This window comes from Thermoflexibacter ruber (genome assembly GCF_900113045.1).
Lineage (GTDB): Bacteria > Bacteroidota > Bacteroidia > Cytophagales > Thermoflexibacteraceae > Thermoflexibacter > Thermoflexibacter ruber.
The window spans coordinates 19,283-39,880 of record NZ_FONY01000022.1 but is presented as its reverse complement, the minus strand read 5'-3'; the positions used below and the strand labels follow the sequence as shown (position 1 = coordinate 39,880).

19 protein-coding genes and 1 tRNA gene are annotated in these 20,598 nt (G+C 37.0%); 6 read left to right on the top strand and 14 right to left on the bottom strand.

The window, feature by feature from the left end; translation table 11 throughout:
- Positions 1-13: 13 nt before the first annotated feature.
- Genes BM141_RS22965 through BM141_RS12870 form a run of 4 tightly spaced genes read right to left on the bottom strand, consistent with a single transcriptional unit; the run spans position 14 to position 1,897 of the window.
- Positions 14-178 carry a hypothetical protein gene (locus tag BM141_RS22965; protein ID WP_177217371.1) on the bottom strand — a complete coding sequence of 55 codons (165 nt, stop codon included), beginning with the start codon at positions 176-178 and terminating at the stop codon, positions 14-16.
- Between the two features lie 3 nt (positions 179-181).
- Positions 182-448, bottom strand: a complete 267-nt coding sequence (locus BM141_RS12880; protein ID WP_091546063.1) for a hypothetical protein — start codon at positions 446-448, stop codon at positions 182-184.
- Positions 449-474: 26 nt separating this feature from the next.
- Positions 475-1,260 (bottom strand): carboxypeptidase-like regulatory domain-containing protein, encoded by a 786-nt coding sequence (locus BM141_RS12875; RefSeq protein ID WP_091546060.1) that lies wholly within the window; start codon positions 1,258-1,260, stop codon positions 475-477.
- Between the two features lie 25 nt (positions 1,261-1,285).
- Entirely contained in the window at positions 1,286-1,897 is a 612-nt protein-coding gene (locus tag BM141_RS12870) for a TerD family protein (protein ID WP_091546057.1), read from the bottom strand.
- Positions 1,898-2,337: 440 nt separating this feature from the next.
- On the opposite strand from BM141_RS12870, the gene BM141_RS12865 reads away from it, so the two are divergent.
- Positions 2,338-3,687 carry a tetratricopeptide repeat protein gene (locus BM141_RS12865; protein ID WP_091546054.1) on the top strand — a complete coding sequence of 450 codons (1,350 nt, stop codon included), beginning with the start codon at positions 2,338-2,340 and terminating at the stop codon, positions 3,685-3,687.
- An 11-nt stretch (positions 3,688-3,698) separates the two neighbouring features.
- Here the strand turns inward: BM141_RS12865 and BM141_RS12860 are convergent, their stop codons facing one another.
- From BM141_RS12860 to BM141_RS12840, 5 genes are all read right to left on the bottom strand, one after another.
- A complete protein-coding gene (locus BM141_RS12860; protein WP_091546050.1) occupies positions 3,699-5,120 on the bottom strand; it encodes an anthranilate synthase component I family protein in 1,422 nt (473 codons plus the stop codon).
- A 151-nt stretch (positions 5,121-5,271) separates the two neighbouring features.
- Positions 5,272-6,873: a transcription termination factor Rho gene (gene rho, locus BM141_RS12855; protein WP_091546047.1), complete on the bottom strand. Its 1,602-nt coding sequence runs from the start codon at positions 6,871-6,873 to the stop codon at positions 5,272-5,274.
- A 287-nt stretch (positions 6,874-7,160) separates the two neighbouring features.
- Entirely contained in the window at positions 7,161-7,880 is a 720-nt protein-coding gene (locus BM141_RS12850) for an RNA polymerase sigma factor (protein WP_091546044.1), read from the bottom strand.
- Entirely contained in the window at positions 7,871-9,013 is a 1,143-nt protein-coding gene (locus BM141_RS12845) for a glycosyltransferase (RefSeq protein WP_245764056.1), read from the bottom strand. The genes BM141_RS12850 and BM141_RS12845 overlap by 10 nt, the downstream gene beginning before the upstream one ends.
- 151 nt (positions 9,014-9,164) lie before the next feature.
- The gene (locus BM141_RS12840; protein ID WP_091546040.1) at positions 9,165-10,517 is read right to left on the bottom strand and encodes an acetylxylan esterase; all 1,353 of its coding nucleotides are present in this window, start codon (positions 10,515-10,517) and stop codon (positions 9,165-9,167) included.
- A gap of 174 nt (positions 10,518-10,691) precedes the next feature.
- Between BM141_RS12840 and BM141_RS12835 the strand changes: the two genes are divergently transcribed.
- Positions 10,692-11,672 carry a leucine-rich repeat domain-containing protein gene (locus BM141_RS12835; protein ID WP_091546037.1) on the top strand — a complete coding sequence of 327 codons (981 nt, stop codon included), beginning with the start codon at positions 10,692-10,694 and terminating at the stop codon, positions 11,670-11,672.
- On the opposite strand, the gene BM141_RS12830 is transcribed toward BM141_RS12835, so the two are convergent.
- A complete protein-coding gene (locus tag BM141_RS12830; RefSeq protein WP_091546034.1) occupies positions 11,642-13,150 on the bottom strand; it encodes a GH3 auxin-responsive promoter family protein in 1,509 nt (502 codons plus the stop codon). The two genes, BM141_RS12835 and BM141_RS12830, sit on opposite strands and share 31 nt — an antisense overlap.
- Before the next feature lie 317 nt (positions 13,151-13,467).
- On the opposite strand from BM141_RS12830, the gene BM141_RS12825 reads away from it, so the two are divergent.
- The 3 genes from BM141_RS12825 to BM141_RS12810 all read left to right on the top strand — a co-directional run bounded on the left by BM141_RS12825 (position 13,468) and on the right by BM141_RS12810 (position 16,062).
- The gene (locus tag BM141_RS12825; RefSeq protein ID WP_245764055.1) at positions 13,468-14,604 is read left to right on the top strand and encodes a DUF2252 family protein; all 1,137 of its coding nucleotides are present in this window, start codon (positions 13,468-13,470) and stop codon (positions 14,602-14,604) included.
- Positions 14,586-15,305: a sulfite exporter TauE/SafE family protein gene (locus tag BM141_RS12820; RefSeq protein WP_091546031.1), complete on the top strand. Its 720-nt coding sequence runs from the start codon at positions 14,586-14,588 to the stop codon at positions 15,303-15,305. Before BM141_RS12825 ends, BM141_RS12820 begins: the two co-directional genes overlap by 19 nt.
- Positions 15,306-15,501: 196 nt before the next feature.
- A complete protein-coding gene (locus BM141_RS12810) occupies positions 15,502-16,062 on the top strand; it encodes a DUF3575 domain-containing protein (protein ID WP_091546027.1) in 561 nt (186 codons plus the stop codon).
- 48 nt (positions 16,063-16,110) lie between these two features.
- On the opposite strand, the gene BM141_RS12805 is transcribed toward BM141_RS12810, so the two are convergent.
- Together BM141_RS12805 and BM141_RS12800 are read right to left on the bottom strand one after the other, a co-directional pair.
- Positions 16,111-16,503, bottom strand: a complete 393-nt coding sequence (locus tag BM141_RS12805) for a VOC family protein (RefSeq protein ID WP_091546024.1) — start codon at positions 16,501-16,503, stop codon at positions 16,111-16,113.
- A 1-nt stretch (position 16,504) separates the two neighbouring features.
- Positions 16,505-17,479, bottom strand: coding sequence for a polyprenyl synthetase family protein (locus tag BM141_RS12800; RefSeq protein ID WP_091546021.1), 975 nt, complete (start codon positions 17,477-17,479; stop codon positions 16,505-16,507).
- A gap of 124 nt (positions 17,480-17,603) precedes the next feature.
- Here BM141_RS12800 and BM141_RS12795 point away from each other — a divergent pair, with 124 nt between their 5' ends.
- On the top strand, positions 17,604-19,169 hold the full coding sequence (locus BM141_RS12795) for an MORN repeat-containing protein (protein WP_091546017.1): 1,566 nt from the start codon (positions 17,604-17,606) through the stop codon (positions 19,167-19,169).
- 51 nt (positions 19,170-19,220) lie between these two features.
- Here the strand turns inward: BM141_RS12795 and BM141_RS12790 are convergent.
- Positions 19,221-19,293, bottom strand: a tRNA-Thr gene (locus tag BM141_RS12790).
- 134 nt (positions 19,294-19,427) lie between these two features.
- Entirely contained in the window at positions 19,428-20,597 is a 1,170-nt protein-coding gene (locus BM141_RS12785; protein ID WP_091546014.1) for a class I SAM-dependent rRNA methyltransferase, read from the bottom strand.
- Position 20,598: the final 1 nt, after the last annotated feature.

Sequence of the window (20,598 nt, the reverse complement as noted above, 5' to 3'; positions counted from 1 at the left end):
GGTTTGTATGGTACTACATCAATTTATACGTATATAGTCTGTCCTCAAGAGAAATAGAATTAGAAACAGTGTAGAGAATTTCGCCTGTTTGGGAAACTTCTATACCCACAATACCTTCTTTTTGCAAGTCATCTAATTTGGCTTTGAGTTCGTGCAGGGGTATATCCAAGCGCATCATAAGTTATGCTAAGATAGTTTTACCATACTTTTCGCTTATTAAATGTACTATTTTCTTAGAAAGTTCCAATTCTTTTTGTGCTTTTTCTTTTTTAGCATCTTGTAATAAAGCATGAATACTCAGTCCGCCTAAGCTAAGAGAAAACAATGCTAAAGCATATCCCCACATAGGCGCAGCAAACGGATTGTATAATATTGCATCTAAGAAAAATAAGCCTGCTGTTGAGCCAAAAAATGCCCCGATTTGTTTAAGTAATTTTTTAAATTTCATATTTGGACGTTTTTTTAAAAGTTAAACTAATTTCGCAATTTGTAATAGATTTTTTTATATAACGGTACATTACCATGATAATCTATTATCACTACTTCGCCAGTTAAAATACAACTATCCAATGCTAAATCAATATTCAGTACTATAGCATTAGCCCTTACAGGAGCATTTTTATTGATAGTAGAAATTTTTACTTCTTTGGTTTCAAAGCCTACAAAGGCAAAAACAATGATTGCTTCGGAAAAATTCTTATTTATCTCCAATAGAAAATCCCCGTTTTCATCAGTGATAGTTCCTATGCTCGTTCCTTTGAGAGAAACATTTGCACCTGGCAAATCGTAATACTTATTATCTCCTTCTTCACCCCTCACCTTGCCAATAGTTAATTTTTCGGAATCTTTGAGTTTTTCTTTTGGCTTTACCTGTTCTCGTACCTGCTCTTTTGTTGAGAATATATTTACATAATCTTTATTGCTCTTTATTTCTGTAGGAATCTGAGCCTTTGCGTGGGTAGGGACAGATAAACTCGCCACAATCGCATTGGCAAGAGCAAAAAAATAGGTCTGAAAGTGAGTACGGCTGATTTTGGGTTCAGGCAGGGCAATGGTTCTAAGCTGGCTTTGGCGAAATCTCCCACAAATTTTTCCTTGATGCTGTAAAATAGTTTCTGCGATTTCTTTATCTGATTGATTGGTAAAGTCAATTACTGTTTTTTGACAAGAAAGGCAAAACCTCCCCTGTTCGTTGGTCTGCATCGCCAACCAATTTTCACGACAAGGCGTAGGAATGGAAATATTTACTTTTTTTGCCATAAGACTATAAATCTAAAACTACAAACTAACCCAAAAACCTTTCCTTTATCACCGAAACCGTACTAAGCAATTTCTCAGAGGTCAGCCCTTCTCCTATGGCTTTAAATTGCCAGTTTTCTGCTTCTTTGTAGAGTTTGCCTAAGACCATCGCTACTTTTCCTGCAAACTGCTTTTGGGCGGAGATATTGTACTCACCGAAGATATTTTCTATTTGGTGTACCTCTCCACTGTAAATTCTTACTTTGGAATATGGGATATGCGCAAAATCTTGGCGATTTGCACTGACCAAGAAAAAAACCATCTGTACGATATTTTGGCTAAGTTTCTCAAAGTTAATGCTAATGACCTCGTTGTCTTTGTTGTCCTCTTTGATAGATTTGTCGCCTGTGGTGTCATCGCCACTATGATAAACCGCACCGTCAGATGAGTGAGTCTTAGCGGGATATATCAGGTCTATCATATCTTTGTTGTTATTAAATATCGCTACGCAAATGTCCAAGTTTACGTTTTCCCATTTGGGGAACAGACCTAATAATTTTTTTTGAGCGATAGCACCCCAATTGATGCCTATGTTTACTTTGATAGGTTTAGCAGAGGATGCCGCCTTGATGAGAATAACCGTGCCAGATTCGAACATAAAAATTAGGGAGAAAGTAAAAACTTGAAATATTTGCTTTAAGGCTTGTTAGCAAAAATATAGAATTATTACAAGACTTTACCAAAAGTAAGATGACTTTTCAAGAAAAAATCTTATATATAACAAAACTTTGGTCTAATACTTGGTTAGAGGCTTCATTTTGCATTTTGAGGAGTATCAGAGAACCCCAATACTGTATTAAATATTTAGAATGTTTGTCCAAATATGATGAATTACTCATTTTTAAGAAAATTTATCACTTATCTAAGAATAATTTGAATTTTAGCAATTAAATATCTATTTTTATACTGGAATTTTGCATACTTTTTGAACTTGCAAAAGTGGCAAGGTTTTTTTATAAATATTTGAGAACCTCAACCCCTAAAGAAAATATTTAAGCGTTTATCATATCATCTTACGAATTAAAAAAGAATATATATATGAGAAAAACTTTTACGTATCTACTGTTTTTTTGTTTTTGGTCTTGTGCTGAGGCATTTGCACAAGTGGGTCTGGATTTCGTACTAAAAGCAGAAGAATTCAAAAGAAGTAAAAACTATGATGCGGCATTGGCAGAGTACGATAAAGCCATCAAAGCTGACCCAAAAAATCCCGAATATACCTACCGCAAAGGGCAAGTTTACTATATTAAAAAAGATGCAGAAAATGCTATCCAATATTTTGAGAAAACTATTAGTCTAAGACAAGACTATTTGAATGCCCATGTAGGACTGGCTCGCCTTTATACACTGAAATCTAATAACGAAAATGCAGTAAAAGCCTTCGAGAGTGCTTTCAAGTATGAAGACGATAAGGCAAAGAAGATAGAATACAAAATGAACATAGTCAAGATTTTGTATCGTCTTAATCGCTTCAAAGAAGCAGAAACCCACATTATCGATGCCTTAAAAATAGAGCCTAACAATCTTAACTTACTCTATTACAGTGCCTTACTGAACAATACGCTTGGTAAGTACGAAGAAGCAAAAAACGACATGCTCAAAGCAACGAGTATCCTTAGGAGCGATGACCCCAAAGAATTTTCTAAGTATTACTATGAGTTGGGCTATGCTTACTATCATCTGGAAAAGTACAACGAGGCACGTATGGCATTGGACAAAGCAAACTATGGTCCCTTCAAGCAACTTGTTTTCAAAATGACCCCGCCATATTTTTACGGCATGGCATTGGCATATTTTAAAATTTATGACATAGAGGACAGCAAACGCTACTTGGAGATAGCCCTAAGAATGAAGCCTGATTTTTCCCAAGCCCATGACTTATTGCTCAAAATAGTGGCGATGAAAGCAGATAAAAGTGCCATGATTGAGTCTATGAAAAGGGCAGTAGAATATGAAAAAGAACCTCAAAAAAAAGCCACAGGATATGCCAACTTGTGTGAGTTACAGTTCAACTCAGGAAAATATCAAGATGCGGTTAATTCTGCTAATGCTTGTCTGGCGATTCAGCCTCAAAATACACAAATTGCATTTTTAAAAGCTATTGCAATGTATAGGCTCAAAAAGGTAGATGATGCTATTAATTTATTGAATATCCTTACCAAGCAAACTACCTTAGACCAAGAATCGAGGGCGCAATACAATTTTGCTTTAGGAGTGATGTATAGCCGCAGTGGTAAAGATGCCAAAATAGCAGAAAATACCTTCAAAAAAGCAGATTTTGCAGGGTATAAGTATGCCGCAATGGCAGAAATAGAGAGTCTTAGTGGTCAAAAAGCTGATGACCAACCTAAGTTAGATACAGAAATAAAAATAGAAACGGATAATTAAACGTTGTTTCTTTACCAGTGAGAGGACTCTTCCTCAGCCAACTTTAATGCGGTTCTTAAAGCACGCAATTTGTTATTTACTTCTTCTAATTCGCTTTTTTCATTAGATTTAGCCACTATGCCCGCGCCTGCTTGATAGTAAAGCGTGTTGGCTCTGCTTAGAAAAGAACGAATCATAATGGCTTGGTTAAAATCCCCATTGAAGCCCATAAAGCCAATACAACCTCCATAATAAGAACGAGGCGTAGGTTCGTATAGGTCGATGAGTTGCATGGCTTTGTGCTTAGGGGCACCTGAAAGTGTACCCGCGGGAAAAGTATCGGCTACAATCTGTACAGCACTTGCTTGATTCTTTAAGTCCCCTTGAATGGTTGAAACCAAGTGAATGACATGAGAAAAATACTGTATCTCTTTGAAAGTAGTAACCCTTACGTTATCGCAGTGCTTGCTGAGGTCATTGCGAGCAAGGTCGACTAGCATGATGTGTTCTGCGTTTTCTTTGGGGTCTTGTAGTAGTTTTTGAGCCATTTCTGCATCTTGGGCGTCGTGTCCTGTCCGCTTAAAAGTGCCTGCAATGGGATATATAGAGGCTTGGTTGTTTTTGATAGCTAACTGAGTTTCAGGCGAAGAACCAAAAATTTTGAAGTTACCGTAATCAAAATAAAACAAATAAGGAGAGGGATTGATAGAACGTAAAGCGCGATAGACGTTGAAATCATCGCCTTTGAAATTGCGTTGAAAACGCCGCGAGAGTACGATTTGGAATACATCGCCGATTTGGCAGTGGTGCTTGCCTTTGCTGACCATTTCTATATATTCCTCATCACTCATATTCGAGTTTTCTTCTCCATCAAGCGCAAAATGATATGCAGAGAAGTTCTTATTGCGTATCAAAGTTTCTATCTGGTGGATTTTACTTTCTTCTTGTTTATCGGCTAAGGTATGTTCAAAAATATAGAGTTCGTTATTAAAATGATTGATAGCAATAACAAATCGGAAAGCCTGATATAAAACTACGGGAATTGTATCTTGTGTATGATTATCTTTCAGGTTTATGTCCTCATAGTATTGTACTGCCTCATAAGCCATATAGCCAAAAAGCCCATTATTAATAAACTTTGTAGTTTGGTAATCAGACTGAAAGGAGTGAGCAAACTGGGCAAGTAAGCTAACCACTATTTTTTTATCACTGATGCTTATGGTTTCTATGCTACCATCAGGGAACTGCATACTGACTTGCTGATTTTGCACCTCAAACTTAGCAATAGGTTCGCAACAAATATACGTAAAGGCGTTTTCGTTGCCGTGATAATCAGAACTTTCTAAAAGCAGGGTGTTGATGTATTTATCTCTGAGTTTGAGGTAGATACTTACAGGGGTAAAAGTATCTGCTAAAAGTTTTTTGCTTACGGTATGTAGGTAAAAAGTTTTCATAGAGCTTATCTAATGAATGTTTAAGTTTACCTACAAAACTACTATATTATGGTAAGAAAACAATGTATAGGTTAATTTTCTTGTTTTTGGCATGAGAAATATAGTTTTTATAAAAAAAAAGAGCAGTTTGAAACTACTCTTCTTTTTTATTCTAATTATTCATAGAAATTAAGAACTCCTCATTGTCTTTTGTGCCTCGCATATTGTTGAGCAAGAACTCTATTGCTTCGTTGGAGTTCATATCAGACATGTATTTGCGTAAAATCCAAACCCTTTGGAGCGTGTCCTTGTCTAAAAGCAAATCTTCTTTGCGTGTACCAGAAGCAGGTATATCAATAGCAGGATAGATGCGTTTGTTGGAGAGTTTTCTATCCAGTTGTAGTTCCATATTGCCCGTACCTTTAAATTCCTCAAAAATCACATCGTCCATCTTAGAACCTGTTTCTATCAAGGCAGTGGCAATGATAGTCAAAGAACCTCCATTTTCTACATTTCTTGCCGCTCCAAAGAACCGCTTAGGCTTATGTAGTGCATTGGCATCGACACCACCAGAGAGAATCTTGCCTGAGGAAGGGACTACAGTATTGTATGCCCTTGCTAATCTGGTGATTGAATCTAATAAAATCACTACATCGTGTCCACACTCTACCATGCGTTTAGCTTTTTCCAAGACGATGCTGGCAACTTTTACGTGCCGCTCTGCTTGCTCATCAAAGGTAGAGGCTATGACCTCTGCCTTTACGCTGCGCGCCATGTCAGTAACTTCCTCTGGTCTTTCATCTATCAGCAATACAATCAAGTAAACTTCTGGGTGATTATAGGCTATGGCATTGGCGATTTCTTTTAATAAAGTCGTTTTTCCTGTTTTAGGCTGAGCTACAATCATACCTCTTTGCCCTTTTCCTATGGGCGCAAATAGGTCTAATAAACGAGTAGAATACAGGTCAGATTTGGTGCTGAGGTGTAGTTTTTCTTCGGGGAATAGCGGTGTGAGGTATTCAAAAGGTACTCTATCGCGGATTTCTTCTGTGGTTTTACCATTGACGGATTCTACTCTGAGCAAGGCAAAATATTTCTCTCCTTCTTTGGGAGGTCTGATTTGTCCTCTAACCGTATCTCCTGTTTTTAAACCAAAAAGTTTGATTTGAGAGGGAGAAACATAAATATCATCTGGACTTGCTAAGTAGTTATAGTCAGAAGACCTTAAAAATCCGTAACCATCTTGCATGATTTCAAGTACACCTTCATTTTCTATAACCCCATCAAAGTCTTTTCCTTGCTTCTTATTTCTATTTTCGCTACTGTTTTGCTCTTTATGCTGAGGTTTGGTTTCTTTTTTTTCTGTATAAACAATGGGTAGTTCTATTTCTGGCTCTACAAAAGGAATATTCGTGTCTATGATTTCTTCTTCCAAAGAAGGAATATCTGTAATGATAAGGTCATCGTCAAAATCAAAATTTAAAGTAGGCGATTCCTCATCTAAATCAAGTTTAACGCTTTCGCGTTTTACTCTTGGACGCTTTTTACTTTCAGGTTTCTCTTCCTTAGAAATAAAGTCCATTGAAGCATCGGAAGTAGTTTTCATTTTAGAGGGGAGTGGAAGTTCGGATTCAGGGAGAACGGCTTGTTGGTCTAAAATCTTGTAAATCAAATCTTTTTTTGCCAACTTATTGGTATTTTTGACCCCTAAATCATCGGCAATTTGTCGTAGTTCGGACAAAAGCCGTACATTCAAATCATCAATCGTGTACATACGAAAATAAATGTGTTGTGTTGATGTGATAAGTTAAAAAAACATTATGGTAAAATGCAGATGAACATTTGATATTTGTTGATTGCTATTTTAGCAAAGTTATTCAAGGTTAATTAAGTAAAAGATAAATGGATTTTTTTCAAAAATTATATTGAAATAATCAGCTTAAAAATGTCGTATAGAAAGGTGTTCGGAAGCCCCAAATGGGGTAGTGAACTGCTTTTAAGAGATTAGTAATGCAATATTACAATATAAAATGATAATTTGCAAATAGTTGATAAGAAAAATTATATGACATCTCTTTTCTCCTTGACCAAATCATATAATAGTTCACGCGCTCTGTGTAATTGGGCTTTCACTGTACCTAAAGGTGCTTGCAGATGCTCGGCAATTTCTTCGTAAGAAAGCTCATCAAAATAACGCATTTCTACTAATCTTTGGTATTTTTCAGGAAGTAAACCTACAAAATTGCGTACAAGTTCTATCTTTTGCTTGCTAATTGCGCTTTCTTGTGGATTCAAATTTTCATCTCTGATGTCCAAATCTACAGGCTCTCCGCTATCGTCAGTATAAGATGTATTGATGCTCATAGTTTCTAATTTTTTCTTTCTGATGAAATCAATACAGTTATTTGTAGCAATGCGAAACAACCATGTACTAAAAGTGTAGTCTTTTTTGAATTTAGGCAAGTTTTTAAAGGCTTTGGCAAATGCCTCTATCATCAGGTCTTCGGCATCGTCAGCGTTCCTGACCATTTTCATCAAAGTATGCTGAACAGGCTTCCTATAACGACGCATCAATTCAGCATACGCCTTCTCATCGCCAGAGGTAGCTTGGTCTATCAATTTGAAATCCGATAAAGCCCTTGATGAAAATTCTCTTTCTTCTAATACATCTTCCGATTCATCTTGGAGTTGATTATCTGAATCGTTTATAATATCTTTTTGTTCTATGCTTTCTTCTAAGTCCTTGTTTTCCACTTTGTTATTTTCGTCTTCTATGACCATTTCACGTTTTTAGTGCTGAGAGTTGCAAATCCAACGACAAGATAATAGATTGAATACAGAAAATCTAAAAAAGGTAAAAAAATTAGTGATAGTTCATCAGATAATCTTTTTTTGATTTGATACATTACTATCCACAGGGCTATCCATCGGAGTGTCATCAGTCCAATAATAGTAAATACAATTACAATCTCCTGCTCACAATAACAAAAATAAGCAATCAGCATACCGCTTATCCAACACAAGATATGAGATAGACTTAGTAGCCCCAGTCTCCATTTATCAGAGGCTTTATAAAATTTGCCTACGGACAGATGCCTTTTTTTCTGCTTGAACCAAGCCAGCCAGCTGGTTTTAGGTAAAGAAAGGATTTGACTGTTTTTCCCAATAGCAATGGCGGTATTCTCGGCGGTAGCGGCGTGATTTACAAATAAATCATCATCTCCCCCTGTAATTACTAAATGCTTAAAGAAACCATTTTGTTCAAAAAATAACTTTTTCCTATATGCTAAATTTCGTCCTACTCCCATGTAAGGCTTGCCCAGCAAAGCCATAGATAGATATTGGACAGCGGTGTAGAAAGTCTCGAATCGAATCAACATATTAAGCAAGCTACCTTTTCTTTTTTCATATTGGGAGTAGCCCAAAACCAAGTGCTTTTTCTCGCTAAACTGCTGACTAAGAGAAGTTATCCAGTGTTCATTGGCTGGTACACAGTCGGCATCTGTAAAAAGTAGATGTTCGTTTTTAGAGGCTTTGATACCCATAGTCAAGGCAAACTTTTTACCGTTGATATGTTCGGGTTTTCGTTCTATAGTCACTACTTTCAGGTGAGAAAATTGTGCTTTTAAGCCCAGCAAATAATCATACGTACCGTCAGATGACCTATCATTTACTACTACCACTTCAAAACAAGGATACTCCTGACCAAGCAAAATAGGGAGCATTTTCCTAAGGTTCTTCTCCTCATTGTGAGCGGCTATAATTACCGAAACAGGCTTTAACTCATTGAGAAGGGGCTTAGGGGGTCTATTTTTAAAAAAAGCAAGTCGAGAAAAAACAAACAAAATATAATATAACTGAACGACAATACTGACTGCGAATACGACAATCAGCGTTGTTTTGAACCAATCCATGAAGCAAAATAAATTTAATAAAACATTGCTTTGAGTAGTTGATACGATAACACAATAATTTTAGGTCTAATTACCTCTACTCAAGTCATTTCATTCTCATCACTTGCAAAAATAGGAATTAATTGTAAATAAAAAAATATATTCTTGACTACTACATACCAAACCAACTTCTTATCCAGTTGAATTTGAGTTTGCGATGTTCTACTCCTCCGCCGCCATGCTTGCCGTATGGATAAACACAATATTGCTTAAAGGTAGATTTGATTTGGTTAAAAGTAGCAAAATTAGTAGCGGGAGGGCAGGTATTATCTTGCAAGCCTGTACTCATCAGTACAGGAATTTTTATCATAGGGGCAAAATTTTTTGTATCAAAGTAGCTAAGATTGTTAAGTGCTTGGTGATAAGAAAGATTTTTATTTTTCTTAATGTATTTTTCTATTTCATTTTTTACCCAGCCAGTCTGGGTAGTCAAGTTTTCTATATCGCAAAGGAAAGGCACATCTGCGGCACAGAGTTTTACTCTATTGTCTAAGGCAGCTACTATCAGGCTTAGTCCGCCTCCTTGGCTCGCTCCCTCTATGGCGATTCTTTCTTTATCTATTTCAAGGCGTTGTGAGAGAAAGTCTAAGCCACGAATAGCATCTGCTACCGCCCCCCGATACACATACTTATTTTTATCGTGCAGATTATGAGTGATATACGTAAAGACATCTTTCCCCACGTTGAGGTGGTCTTTGCTGTTGCCGTGTCCTCGGATATTGAGGGAAAGCACTGCAAAGTCTAACGGAACACCATAGAGGGGCTGCTCGTCTAATGATTTAGGATTGGTAAAGCCACCTCCCAAAGAAGGCAACTGCAAGATAGCAGGCACATTTCTTTTGTTTTTAGGAGTGCGATAAATGCCTCTTATCGTCATGTTATCAAGGCTTTGCATCTCTACCAAGTAAATATCGTACTGAGCAGTAGAAAGCTCTGTTTTTTTGGTCAGTCTGAAGTTAGGTGCAACCTGTGCCAATTCTTGCCGTGTTTTTTGCCAGAAGGTATCAAAGTCTGGCTTTCCACTTTTATTTACCTGCATTTGGTCTATGGCATACCCTGCTACTAAGCTATTTACATTGAGTTTACTTTGTGTGCTTTCCAATTTGACAGTTATTTTGTAAAATCCTGCCTTAGACGGCTGGAAACTGAATACCAATGCCTGTAGGTCTTTGGGATAGACCTCTATAGGCTTTACTTCATTAGATAGATTTTGCTGTTGGAGCGTAGAGAATTGGCATATCAACTGCCCACTAATTTTTCGCTGGGTAGGATTTTTAAGATAAAAAATGACTTCTATGGGTTTACCCTCTGCAAAAATACCATTACTTTCTGCGGGAAACTCCAGACTTGCTTCCTCTTGGGCATAAAGGTTAGGAAAAGTCAGTAAGCATAGCAACCAAACAAAAGTTCTTGTAGAGTAGGATATAAAATAAAATAAATTGTGTTTTTTTAACAATTTTATCATTTTTCATCTATTTTTAGTGGAAGAATGTGTTAAATATACGAATTTTGTATTGAGTATTAAATTTTTGTAAATGTAATATTTTTTTGGCTAATGGAAAGATTTTTGCTATCTTTACGCTAACTATGAGTGTGTTCAACTTACATTTATAGGTACAAAATTTACCCTCTTATAGATATGTCTGAAGAATTATCGCAACTACTTTGCACAGTTGCTAAAAACCAACAAAAATTTTTGGATTTGGGAAATTATGCTTTGCAAGCACTTCCTAAAAAAGTTACTGAATTTGCACCATGTTTAGAAAAGCTAAATTTAGGTCAGTGGTACATCGACAAACAGCAATGGATAAAAAGTCCCCTCAGGTCATCTCCTAATCGCTTTTTTAACCTTAAATTTATTCAACAATTAACCTCTCTCAAAGAAATCTATCTTTGTGAAAGCAAGATTGCCAATATAGATTTGAGTAATCTGACCGCCCTGCAAGAGCAAAATCAAAGCCAACATCAAGTATCTAACCTGAACTTAGAGGCTCTCAAACAGTTAGAAATTTTATTTTTAAATGTGGACAGAATGACGAACTTGACTATATCCAATTTGCCTAAACTAAAGATTTTAGTCTTGATAGCCAATGACTTAACTAATATTGAGTTGGTCAATCTGCCACAACTTGATACCATGATTATTTCTACTGACCAACTTACTCAGGCTAACTTTTGCCAGCTAAACCAATTAAAAGAATTTTATCTTTGTGCTAACTACTTGACTAACATTACTTTTTCTCAAATCGTTGAGGCAAAACAGTTTTACCTAAAAGCTAAAAAAATTAGCAACTTGCATCTCAAAGAGTGCAAAAATTTAGAAATCTTAGATTTGGAGTCAAGCTATGCGACCAATGTAGTCTTTAGCCACCTTCCTATCTTGCAAGAGATTAGTTTAGCTTCGCAGAGAGTAGCAAATCTTTCTATTTCTCAGCTGCCTTCTTTGCTTTCCCTAAACATAGAAAATAGCCAAATCACTAACCTACGTTTGGATAGCAAGGAAGTCGAGGTAGCCAAAAGAAGTAAAAAAATACACAAAATAGTACAACAAACTCAACCTAAGCAGAGGATTGGTCAGTTGCAGCCAAGTCAAATTCCTACAAGTATATCTTCCACGTAAGTTCTTGAATTGGAAAGTCTTGGTACTTTGTTTTGTCCACCCAACTTCCCTCTTTTTCGCATCCACTCATAGAAAGTACCTCTGGGAACTTGGTGGACTTTGGGCATAACTAAGGCTATATCCATGTATCTCTTGGCATCATAGTCAGAATTGACCTGTCGCAAAGTTTCATCTAAAATATAGACAAATTTCTCCAAGCTATCAGGCTCTTTCTCAAACTCTATAATCCACTCATGCCCTCCTTTGTTGCCGATTTCTAAGTAAATCGGTGCAGCAGTATAGTCATTGACCATAGCCCCTGTATGCCTACAGGCTTTTTCTATGGCTGTATCTGCATTTTCAATGACCAATTCTTCGCCGAAAGCATTGATGAAGTGTTTGGTGCGTCCTGTGATTTTGATTCTATAAGGAGATAAAGAAGTAAAACGGACTGTATCACCTATTTTGTATCGCCAAAGTCCTGAATTGGTTGAGATAACTAAGGCATAATTTTTTCCTATTTCTACCTCATCTAAGCTCAGCGTTTTAGGATTCTCCTCTTCAAAATGCTCCATAGGAACAAACTCATAATATACTCCATAGTCGAGCATGAGTAATAGTTCTTCTGAATTTTTTTGGTCTTGAATTCCAAAAAAACCTTCTGAGGCATTATAAGTTTCCATATAATTCATGGTTTCAGAAGGTATCAGACTTCTGAACAACGATTTGTAAGGAGCGAAAGCCACAGCTCCATGAAAAAAGGCTTCTATGTTTTCCCAAACTTCACAAATATTGGACTTTCCAGTGATTTGCAAAATACGTTGTAAAATTACTATCGTCCAAGTAGGCACGCCTGAGAGTGCCGTTACGTTTTCTTTGATAGTAGTTTGAGCGATTTTTTCTATCTTCTCTTCCCACTTACTCATAAGGGCTATTTCTAAACTTGGGGTTCGGAGGAACTCTGCCCAAATAGGTAAGTTTTTCATAATCAATGCAGAAACATCGCCGTAGTAGGTGTTAGGGTTGAGGTGATTTTGCTGGTAGCTTCCTCCAATACCCAGCATTTTGCCTTGAAAAATTTTAGTTTCTGGATAGTTATTCACGTACAAGCAAAGCATATCTTTGCCTCCTTTGTAATGACATTCTTCTAAGGCTTCGTCAGAAACAGGAATAAACTTACTTCGGGCATTGGTCGTTCCAGAGGACTTGGAAAAGCACTTAATTTCAGACGACCAAAGTACGTTCTGCTCGCCTTTCATCATGCGTTCTATGTAAGGATATAACTGCTCATAAGAAGAAACAGGTACCCTCTCCTTAAACTGAGTCACATTTTGCAGGTCTTTGTAGGCGTATTTTCTTCCCCACTCTGTATTTTTTGCATTAGAAATCAGATACTTAAAAAGTTCATGCTGAACATCATGAGGGTAGTCCATAAAGCGTTCTATCTGACTAAATCTGCGTTTCATCAACCAAGCTAACAAGGCGTTCAACCATTCCATGCGTATTCATTGATTTGGGTTAAGCAATTAAAGAGTTCCAAAATTAGATAAAAATTTAATTCTCTGTTCTTATATAAGCCAAATTTGTAGCAATTATTTGAAGGTTTTATTACATGAGTTTATAAACGCAAAAAGTCAAAATCTGTTAATATGAACTAAATATTAATTTATTGTTAATTTTATTAGTAATTTTGTGAACTTAATGTTACGTAATCAAGTTAAGTAATTATTATTTTCAAACCATTTTAAATTTTTTATGCAAGTTGGAACACATTGGACAGATTTTAAAAAGTAGCTTTTTACAAAGTACATTTACCTTGGAAAATCATCAATTTACTGAAAAACTAAATATCAATAAGGATTTTTTAGACGAGAAGCGAGGGACATTTTTCTTTTTCCGCAGCATGTCTATGGCTATGCAAGCCCGCTTCATGGAACTTATTGAGCATAAGGGAATGCCTCGTGTATTTTTGCATGGCAACCCTCACGTCGAGAATTATCTCATTACTGAAAACGGCGGAGCAATGACCGATTTTGACCGTGCTCGCATAGGAGTCTATGCTTGGGACATAGTGCGCTTTCTCTCCTCAGTCGCAATCAAAAAAGAGAGGAAAAGCGAGGAGCAGGCTGATAAAAACCTGCTTTCCCCAAAGGCAGAAAGTAGCGATTATTTCCTACCCAACTTTGTGTTGGAGTATTTTTTAGAAGGCTACTTCCGTAGTTTTTACAATCCTAACTTATACTTTAAAAAAATTAGTATTGCCAGCGATAAGGCAGACAAAAAAGTTTGGTTTGCAAGCACTAACGAATATTTGGAAGCAAATATTAAGTGGGCAAAGAAGATGCGCAAGAATCCCATAGATGTCAAAGATAAAAATATGAGAGCCATCTTGATGGGGTATCTGAAAAGCCGCAAAGAAACTAAGCTGCTTAAAGATTTTCAGATTAGCGAAGCTGGCATCAGCGAAGGAACATTTGGCAACAAACGCTACTTGGTAGTGCTTTCTCCAAAAAAGTTATCAGAGTACACTGACAGTATTTTTTTAGACTTAAAAACAGTTTACCAAGACCCTGACAACGCTTTTTATTTCAATCCTTTTAAGCATCATGGACTAAGAATGATAAAAGCCTCGCAGGTATATGCCCCCAACATAGAACTTCGAATGGGCTATACAACTTACAAAGGACAGCAATACTGGGGCAGGGAAATTCCGTCCAAAGGAGCGAAAATAAAAGAAAACCTCGATGAGTTAGAACAACTCGATATGGTTTATTCTGTAGGTACCCAATTAGGTAGGGCGCATCGCAGAACGCTTTACAAGTCTAAGCCCAAAGATTTAGTAAGGCATTTGGAAAATAACTATGAAAAATTGGTGCAGATAGGGCATCAACTCAACGCAGAAATCATAGAAGCCCATTCCCTTGTCAAAGAAAAATGGCAGCAGGTATTGTAATTTTTGCCGCTCTGCTCAGTGCCGTCATAACAGCGATGTTTGGTTTGGCGGGCGGCTCTATTTTCTTTGCGATGGTTACTTGGGTACTCAGTGCAAAGGAGGCGATTCCTTTGCACAGCCTTACCCAACTCATGAGCAACACTACCCGACTGCTTGCTTTTTGGGATACTATTCGCTGGGAAATAGTAGGTTATTTTGCTATGCTCTCACTCTTGGGAGCGTACTTAGGTAGTCTTTGTTTCCTATACTTCAATGCAGAAATATTGGAAGTATTAGTAGGTATTTTTGTCTTATTTACTCTTTTTTTGCCTAAGAAAAATGGAAAAGCCCTTAGCAAGGGCATGATTGTCTTGTTGGGGTTTTTATCGAGTTTTTTGGGAATGATAGTAGCCGTAACAGGTCCTTTGGTTTCTGCCTTTTTTGTAGTCAATGGCATTACAAAAGAAGAAATGGTTTCCACCAAGTCAGTCTGCCAAGCCATTGCCCAAGTAGCCAAGATGTTGATGTTTGCTTCGGTGATAGACTTTGATTTTGCTCAGTATAGTAGCTTGCTTATATATTTAGCCCTTGCCACTATCTTAGGCACTTGGTTTGGGCGAACACTCATAGCAAAAATTCCTGATAATCAATATGATAAACTGAATAATATCATTTTAGGTTTGGTGGCACTGAGTATGATTTTGAAGCCTTTATTTTCCTGATATACTCAAAACAAAATGGTTTTTCTCAACCTAAGTCCCTTTTTCTTGCTGAGAAAGGGACTTTTTACTAAATCAAACCTCAAAGCTAATTTTGAGTTGGTATATATTTTACAAACATTACACAAACCTTATTATATGCTTTACGTTAAAAAGCCTATTAATCTATTTTTCATTGCTAACCTAAACCTAAACTAAAATGAAGAAAGTTAAAATTTTATTTGCTCTGCTAATTGCTATTTTTTCATTGGGTAGTTCCTCTTTTGCACAAGACGGAAAGAAAAACATCTTTAAAGTGAATGTTATAAGCCCCATAGTACGCACAGGTTCATTTTTTTACGAGAGAGCTATTACCCAAAAAAGTAGCTTACAGTTAGGCGTTTTTTATACGGGCTATTCCGTTGATGACACCAAACTGAGAGGTTTCGGTATTACGCCTGAGTATCGATTTTATCTTTCCCAAAGCAAAGAAGCCCCACAAGGATTTTTTGTTGCTCCATTTGTGCGTTATGAAAGTTTGAACCTTTCTACCAATAGTTCCAGAGATGAGGCGACTTTAAGCACTTTTGGAGGTGGACTGCTGATAGGCGGGCAGTGGATATTCTCTAACATCATTTCCTTAGATGTTTTTGGCGGCCCCAGAGTAAATTCAAGGAGTTTTAAAGCAAGCACAAGCGGCACAACAGAAGATGACTTCACTTTGACAGGTTTTGGCTCTTTTGGCTTCCGTTTTGGTGTTACCTTAGGTATTGCTTTTTAAATCAACCATTAATTCCATAGCCTATAAGTTTTACAAAATCTTATAGGCTTAAACAGCAGCAGGCTCTATCAAATCCCACAAATTACCGTACAAATCTTCAAATACAGCTACTGTTCCGTACACTTCTTTGCTTGGCTCTCTAATAAATTTGACTTGTTTGCTTATCAAATTGTGGTAATCTCTCCAAAAATCGTCTGTATGCAAAAACAGAAAAACTCTGCCCCCCGTTTGGTTGCCTATCCTGCTTTTTTGCAAGTCATTAGAGGCTTTAGCAAGCAACAAACCACACTCCGAACCTCGTGGCTTTACTAACACCCACCTCTTGGTTTGAGAAAGCGGCGTGTCTTCTATCAAGTCGAAACCAAGTATTTCTGTATAGAATTGAATTGCCTCGTCATAGTCCTGAACTACTAAGGAAATGTAGGCTAACTTTTGTTTCATCTTATTTTTCTCTGTTTATCAAATCATTGGTAAAGGAAATCAGTGCTTCTTTTTTTTCTTTTTTTATAGGTATGCTATCCAAACTTTGAAATGCTTTGTAAAAGTATTCATTCATCTTACTTTCTGTTTCTTGCTTGATATTCAATGAATTATAAATCTCAATTATGGCTTTTACTTTTTCTTCTTTGTCAAAATCTACTTTTGTAAGCCAAGATTGAAGCTGGTCTTGAGTTTCTCCTGTAGCTTTTTCTAAGGCTTTGATGAGCAGAAAGGTCTTTTTGTTGGCAATGATGTCGCCCCCTACTTGCTTGCCAAACTTGGCTTGGTCGCTGTAAACATCTAATAAGTCGTCTTTGAGTTGGAAGCCAATGCCGATATTTACCCCAAAGTCGTAGAGTTGCTGGGCATTTTCTGGGTCTGCTCCCCCTATGACTGCTCCAAATTCTAAGCTAAACCCAAGCAAAACAGCTGTTTTCAAGCGAATCATATTAATGTATTCTCCTTGGCTGATTTTCTCGACTTTCTCAAAATTCATGTCTAACTGCTGTCCTTCGCAAACCTCTATGGCGCATTGATGAAATTTTCTAAGAATTGTATGAAAGTATTTTTCCTCTACAAAATCAAGTTGTTGGTAGGCTTTGACCAGCATCACATCGCCAGAGAGCAAGGCAATATTGCTATTCCATTTTTCATGTACAGTAGGTTTGCCTCTGCGAATAGGCGCATTGTCCATAATGTCGTCATGTAACAGGGTAAAATTATGGAAGATTTCTACGGCAAGCGCAGGTTTAGTATTTTTTTGCCAGTCATCAGTAAACAGATAATTGCCTATCAAGACCAAAATAGGTCTAATCCGCTTACCGCCTAAGTCCATGATGTAGCGAATTGGCTCGTAAAGCTCTGTGGGGTGTGTACCGAGTGCAATGTTTTGTATCTCTTTTTCAATGCTTTGCAGTGCTTGTTGGGTATCAAACATGGAATATTTTGTTTTTTATGCAAAAGTATCACAAATTCAAACCTTCACAAGTATTTATCAGATTTTAGTAATACCTTTTTAGCAGATTTTGCGTATATTTGGTAGAACTCATAATCCACTTTTAATGAAAATATCGTTTTTATCTTCTATCATTCTATTTATTTTCTCTACCTATTTGTTTGCTCAGGAGGTGCAATATCAGCAGTTAATTAGTCATAAATTGGTTCATCTCTTAGGAAAAAAGTTACAAGATAGCGAGGTGCAAGAACTGCTCAAAGAATTGGGGCAGAGGTCGGAGATGCTAAGTGGGACAAACTTGTATGTATATCCGCAAAAAGGAATCAAGTTAGAGTTTTATGCAGGCAAGCAATTGGAAACCATAGAATTGTATAGTGGAAAAACTACTCAAAAAGGCGAACTTTTCCAAACTTATCAAGGCTTGTTGCCTCTCCAACTTTCTTTTGGGTTGAATCGCCGCCAAGTAGTATCAAGACTGGGTAAGGCAAGCTATTTCACCAATGAGTACCTCCAATTCAATATCGAGGAGATTTCCTTGCTGATTTATACAGATGAAAAGCAGATTTCTAAAATCATTATCAAGCGAAGAACTTGTATTTCTGGGGATTGCCAAAATGGATACGGCATATTTGTAAGCCGTACAGGGGAGCGGTACGAGGGAAATTGGAAAAATGGCGTAAGACAGGGCAAGGGAATATGCTATTACGCCAATGGTGATGTCTATGAAGGGGAATGGCTTGCTAATCAATGCAATGGAGAAGGCAAAATGACCTATAAAAATGGTACAGTAAAAAATGGGCTTTGGGAAAGAGATGTATTCAAAGGAGAAATTAAAAATAAGGAGCAGCTGCTTTATACCCTTTTGGGTAAGCATAAAACAAGTAGCTCCATCAAATTGCTTACAGAAAGCTATGGTAACGGCTTCAAAGAAGTTCGCTTAGAGCGAGATTTGACTAATTATGTTTTTAATAATGGAAAGCTAACTTTGAGTTTTGACGAATACGGATATTTATATAAAATTAGTTTGAAAAACTCTGGTTTACAGGACTTCTCGAGTAGTTTGCCCAAGAGTATCCCTGCGTTTAGCGATGAGAAATACATTAGGTATGCACTTGGTACACCAAAAGAAATTGTGAAGTCAGAAACAGGAAATATCTTCCTTTACCAAGAAGGCGACTATACAATTTATGTCCGCTTTAATACCAAAACTATGCTTACTTCTGTAGATTTTAAGGCAAATATAAGTACCTTCCAATTTATTTGCCAGAAAAGCTACTTGGATTGCAAAAAAGGAGATTGTAAAAATGGCTACGGGGAGTTAAATCATTTGAGTAATATTTATAAAGGCAATTTTTCCAGAGGAATGTTTGATGGCAAGGGAGAAATGCAATATTTTAGTGGAGGCAACTATTTTGGTGATTTCAAGGAAAATAAGCGAGAAGGCAAAGGAAAATATACTTGGACTGATGGAAGTTACTATGATGGCGAATGGAAAAACAACCAAAGAGAAGGCAAAGGCACGATGGTTTATGCCAACGGAGATAAGTATATAGGGCATTGGCTGCACGACTTGCGTGCGGGAGAAGGTACGCTCTACAAGGCAAATGGTAAGAAGATTTCAGGAAATTGGGAATTGGGCGAATTGAAAAATTCTTTTACTTTTAGTAGATAAATGCAAAGAGTGATTGCAAATTATTCATTTACAATCACTCTTTGAGATTTGAGCCCCCGGACGGGATCGAACCGACGACCTACTGATTACAAGTCAGTTGCTCTACCAGCTGAGCTACAGAGGCTTTTATTCGCTATGTTTTGCTGAATTGCGGTGCAAAGGTACGATACGTTTTTTGAATTTGCAAAGCCTTTGAAGAAAAAAATTTAACGATTTATTTATAAAGACAAAAACTTATTGATAATCAAGGACAAAATTTTATAAAATCTGCAATACATAAAACTTCAAGTAAAGCGTTTCCTCTACATTCCACAAGATAGGGTGGTCATTCCCTTGCGGTCTATACAAAACTTCCCTAATAGTTTTACCTGCATCTATGGCGGCATCATAAATTACTTTCTTAAAAATATCGGGTTTGATAAAGTGAGAGCAAGAACAAGTAATCAAAAAGCCTCCCCTTTTGACCAATTTCATACCTCTCAAATTGATTTCTTTGTATCCCCGCAGGGCATTGTCTATGTTACCTCTGGTCTTGGTAAAAGCGGGAGGGTCAAGAATCACTGTATCAAACTGCTTTCCTTCTTTTGTCCATTCTTTTAAAAGGTCAAAAGCATTGGCTACTACAAAGTCTATGTTGTCCAGCGAGTTAAGTTTAGCATTTTCTTTGGCAGTGCGAATGGCTACTTCTGAAATATCAACGGCAGTAACTTTTTTTGCCCCATATCCTGCGGCATGAATGGCAAAAGAACCTGTATGCGAAAAACAATCCAATACGGTTGCTTGATTGACGAAAGGAGCTATCGCAGCGCGATTGGCTGTCTGGTCTAAAAAGTAACCTGTTTTTTGTCCGTTAGCGATGTCTATGAGGACACGAAAGTTGTTCTCTTTGATAACAACCTGTGTATCAAAATCTTTCCCTAAGAATCCACTCATTTGACTTAGCCCTTCTAACTCTCTGACAGGTACGTCGTTGCGTTCATAAATACCTTTGGGATTAAATATTTCCTCTAAGATTTCCACTATATCATTTTTAAATTGGTCTATGCCAAAAGCTAAGGTTTGGAGAGAGAAATAATCTCCGAATTTGTCAATAACTAAGGCAGGTAAAAAATCAGCTTCTCCAAAAACAAGGCGAAAAGTATCTTGATAGCCCAGTTTCTGTCTATAGGCGTAGGCTTCTTGGATTCTTCTTTTGAAAAAGGTCCTGTTAATTTCTTCTTTCGGATTAGTAGTCAATAGACGAACTAAGATATGAGAAAGCGGATTGGCATAGCCTTTCCCTATGAATTTTTTTTTGTGCGTATAGACTTCTACTATTTCTCCTTGCTTTACCTCGCCTTGGATATCGCTTACTTCGTTGTCATATATCCAAGGATGCCCATTTTCTATGCGTCTATTTTTCAAAGGAGATAAAATAATTTTTGCCATT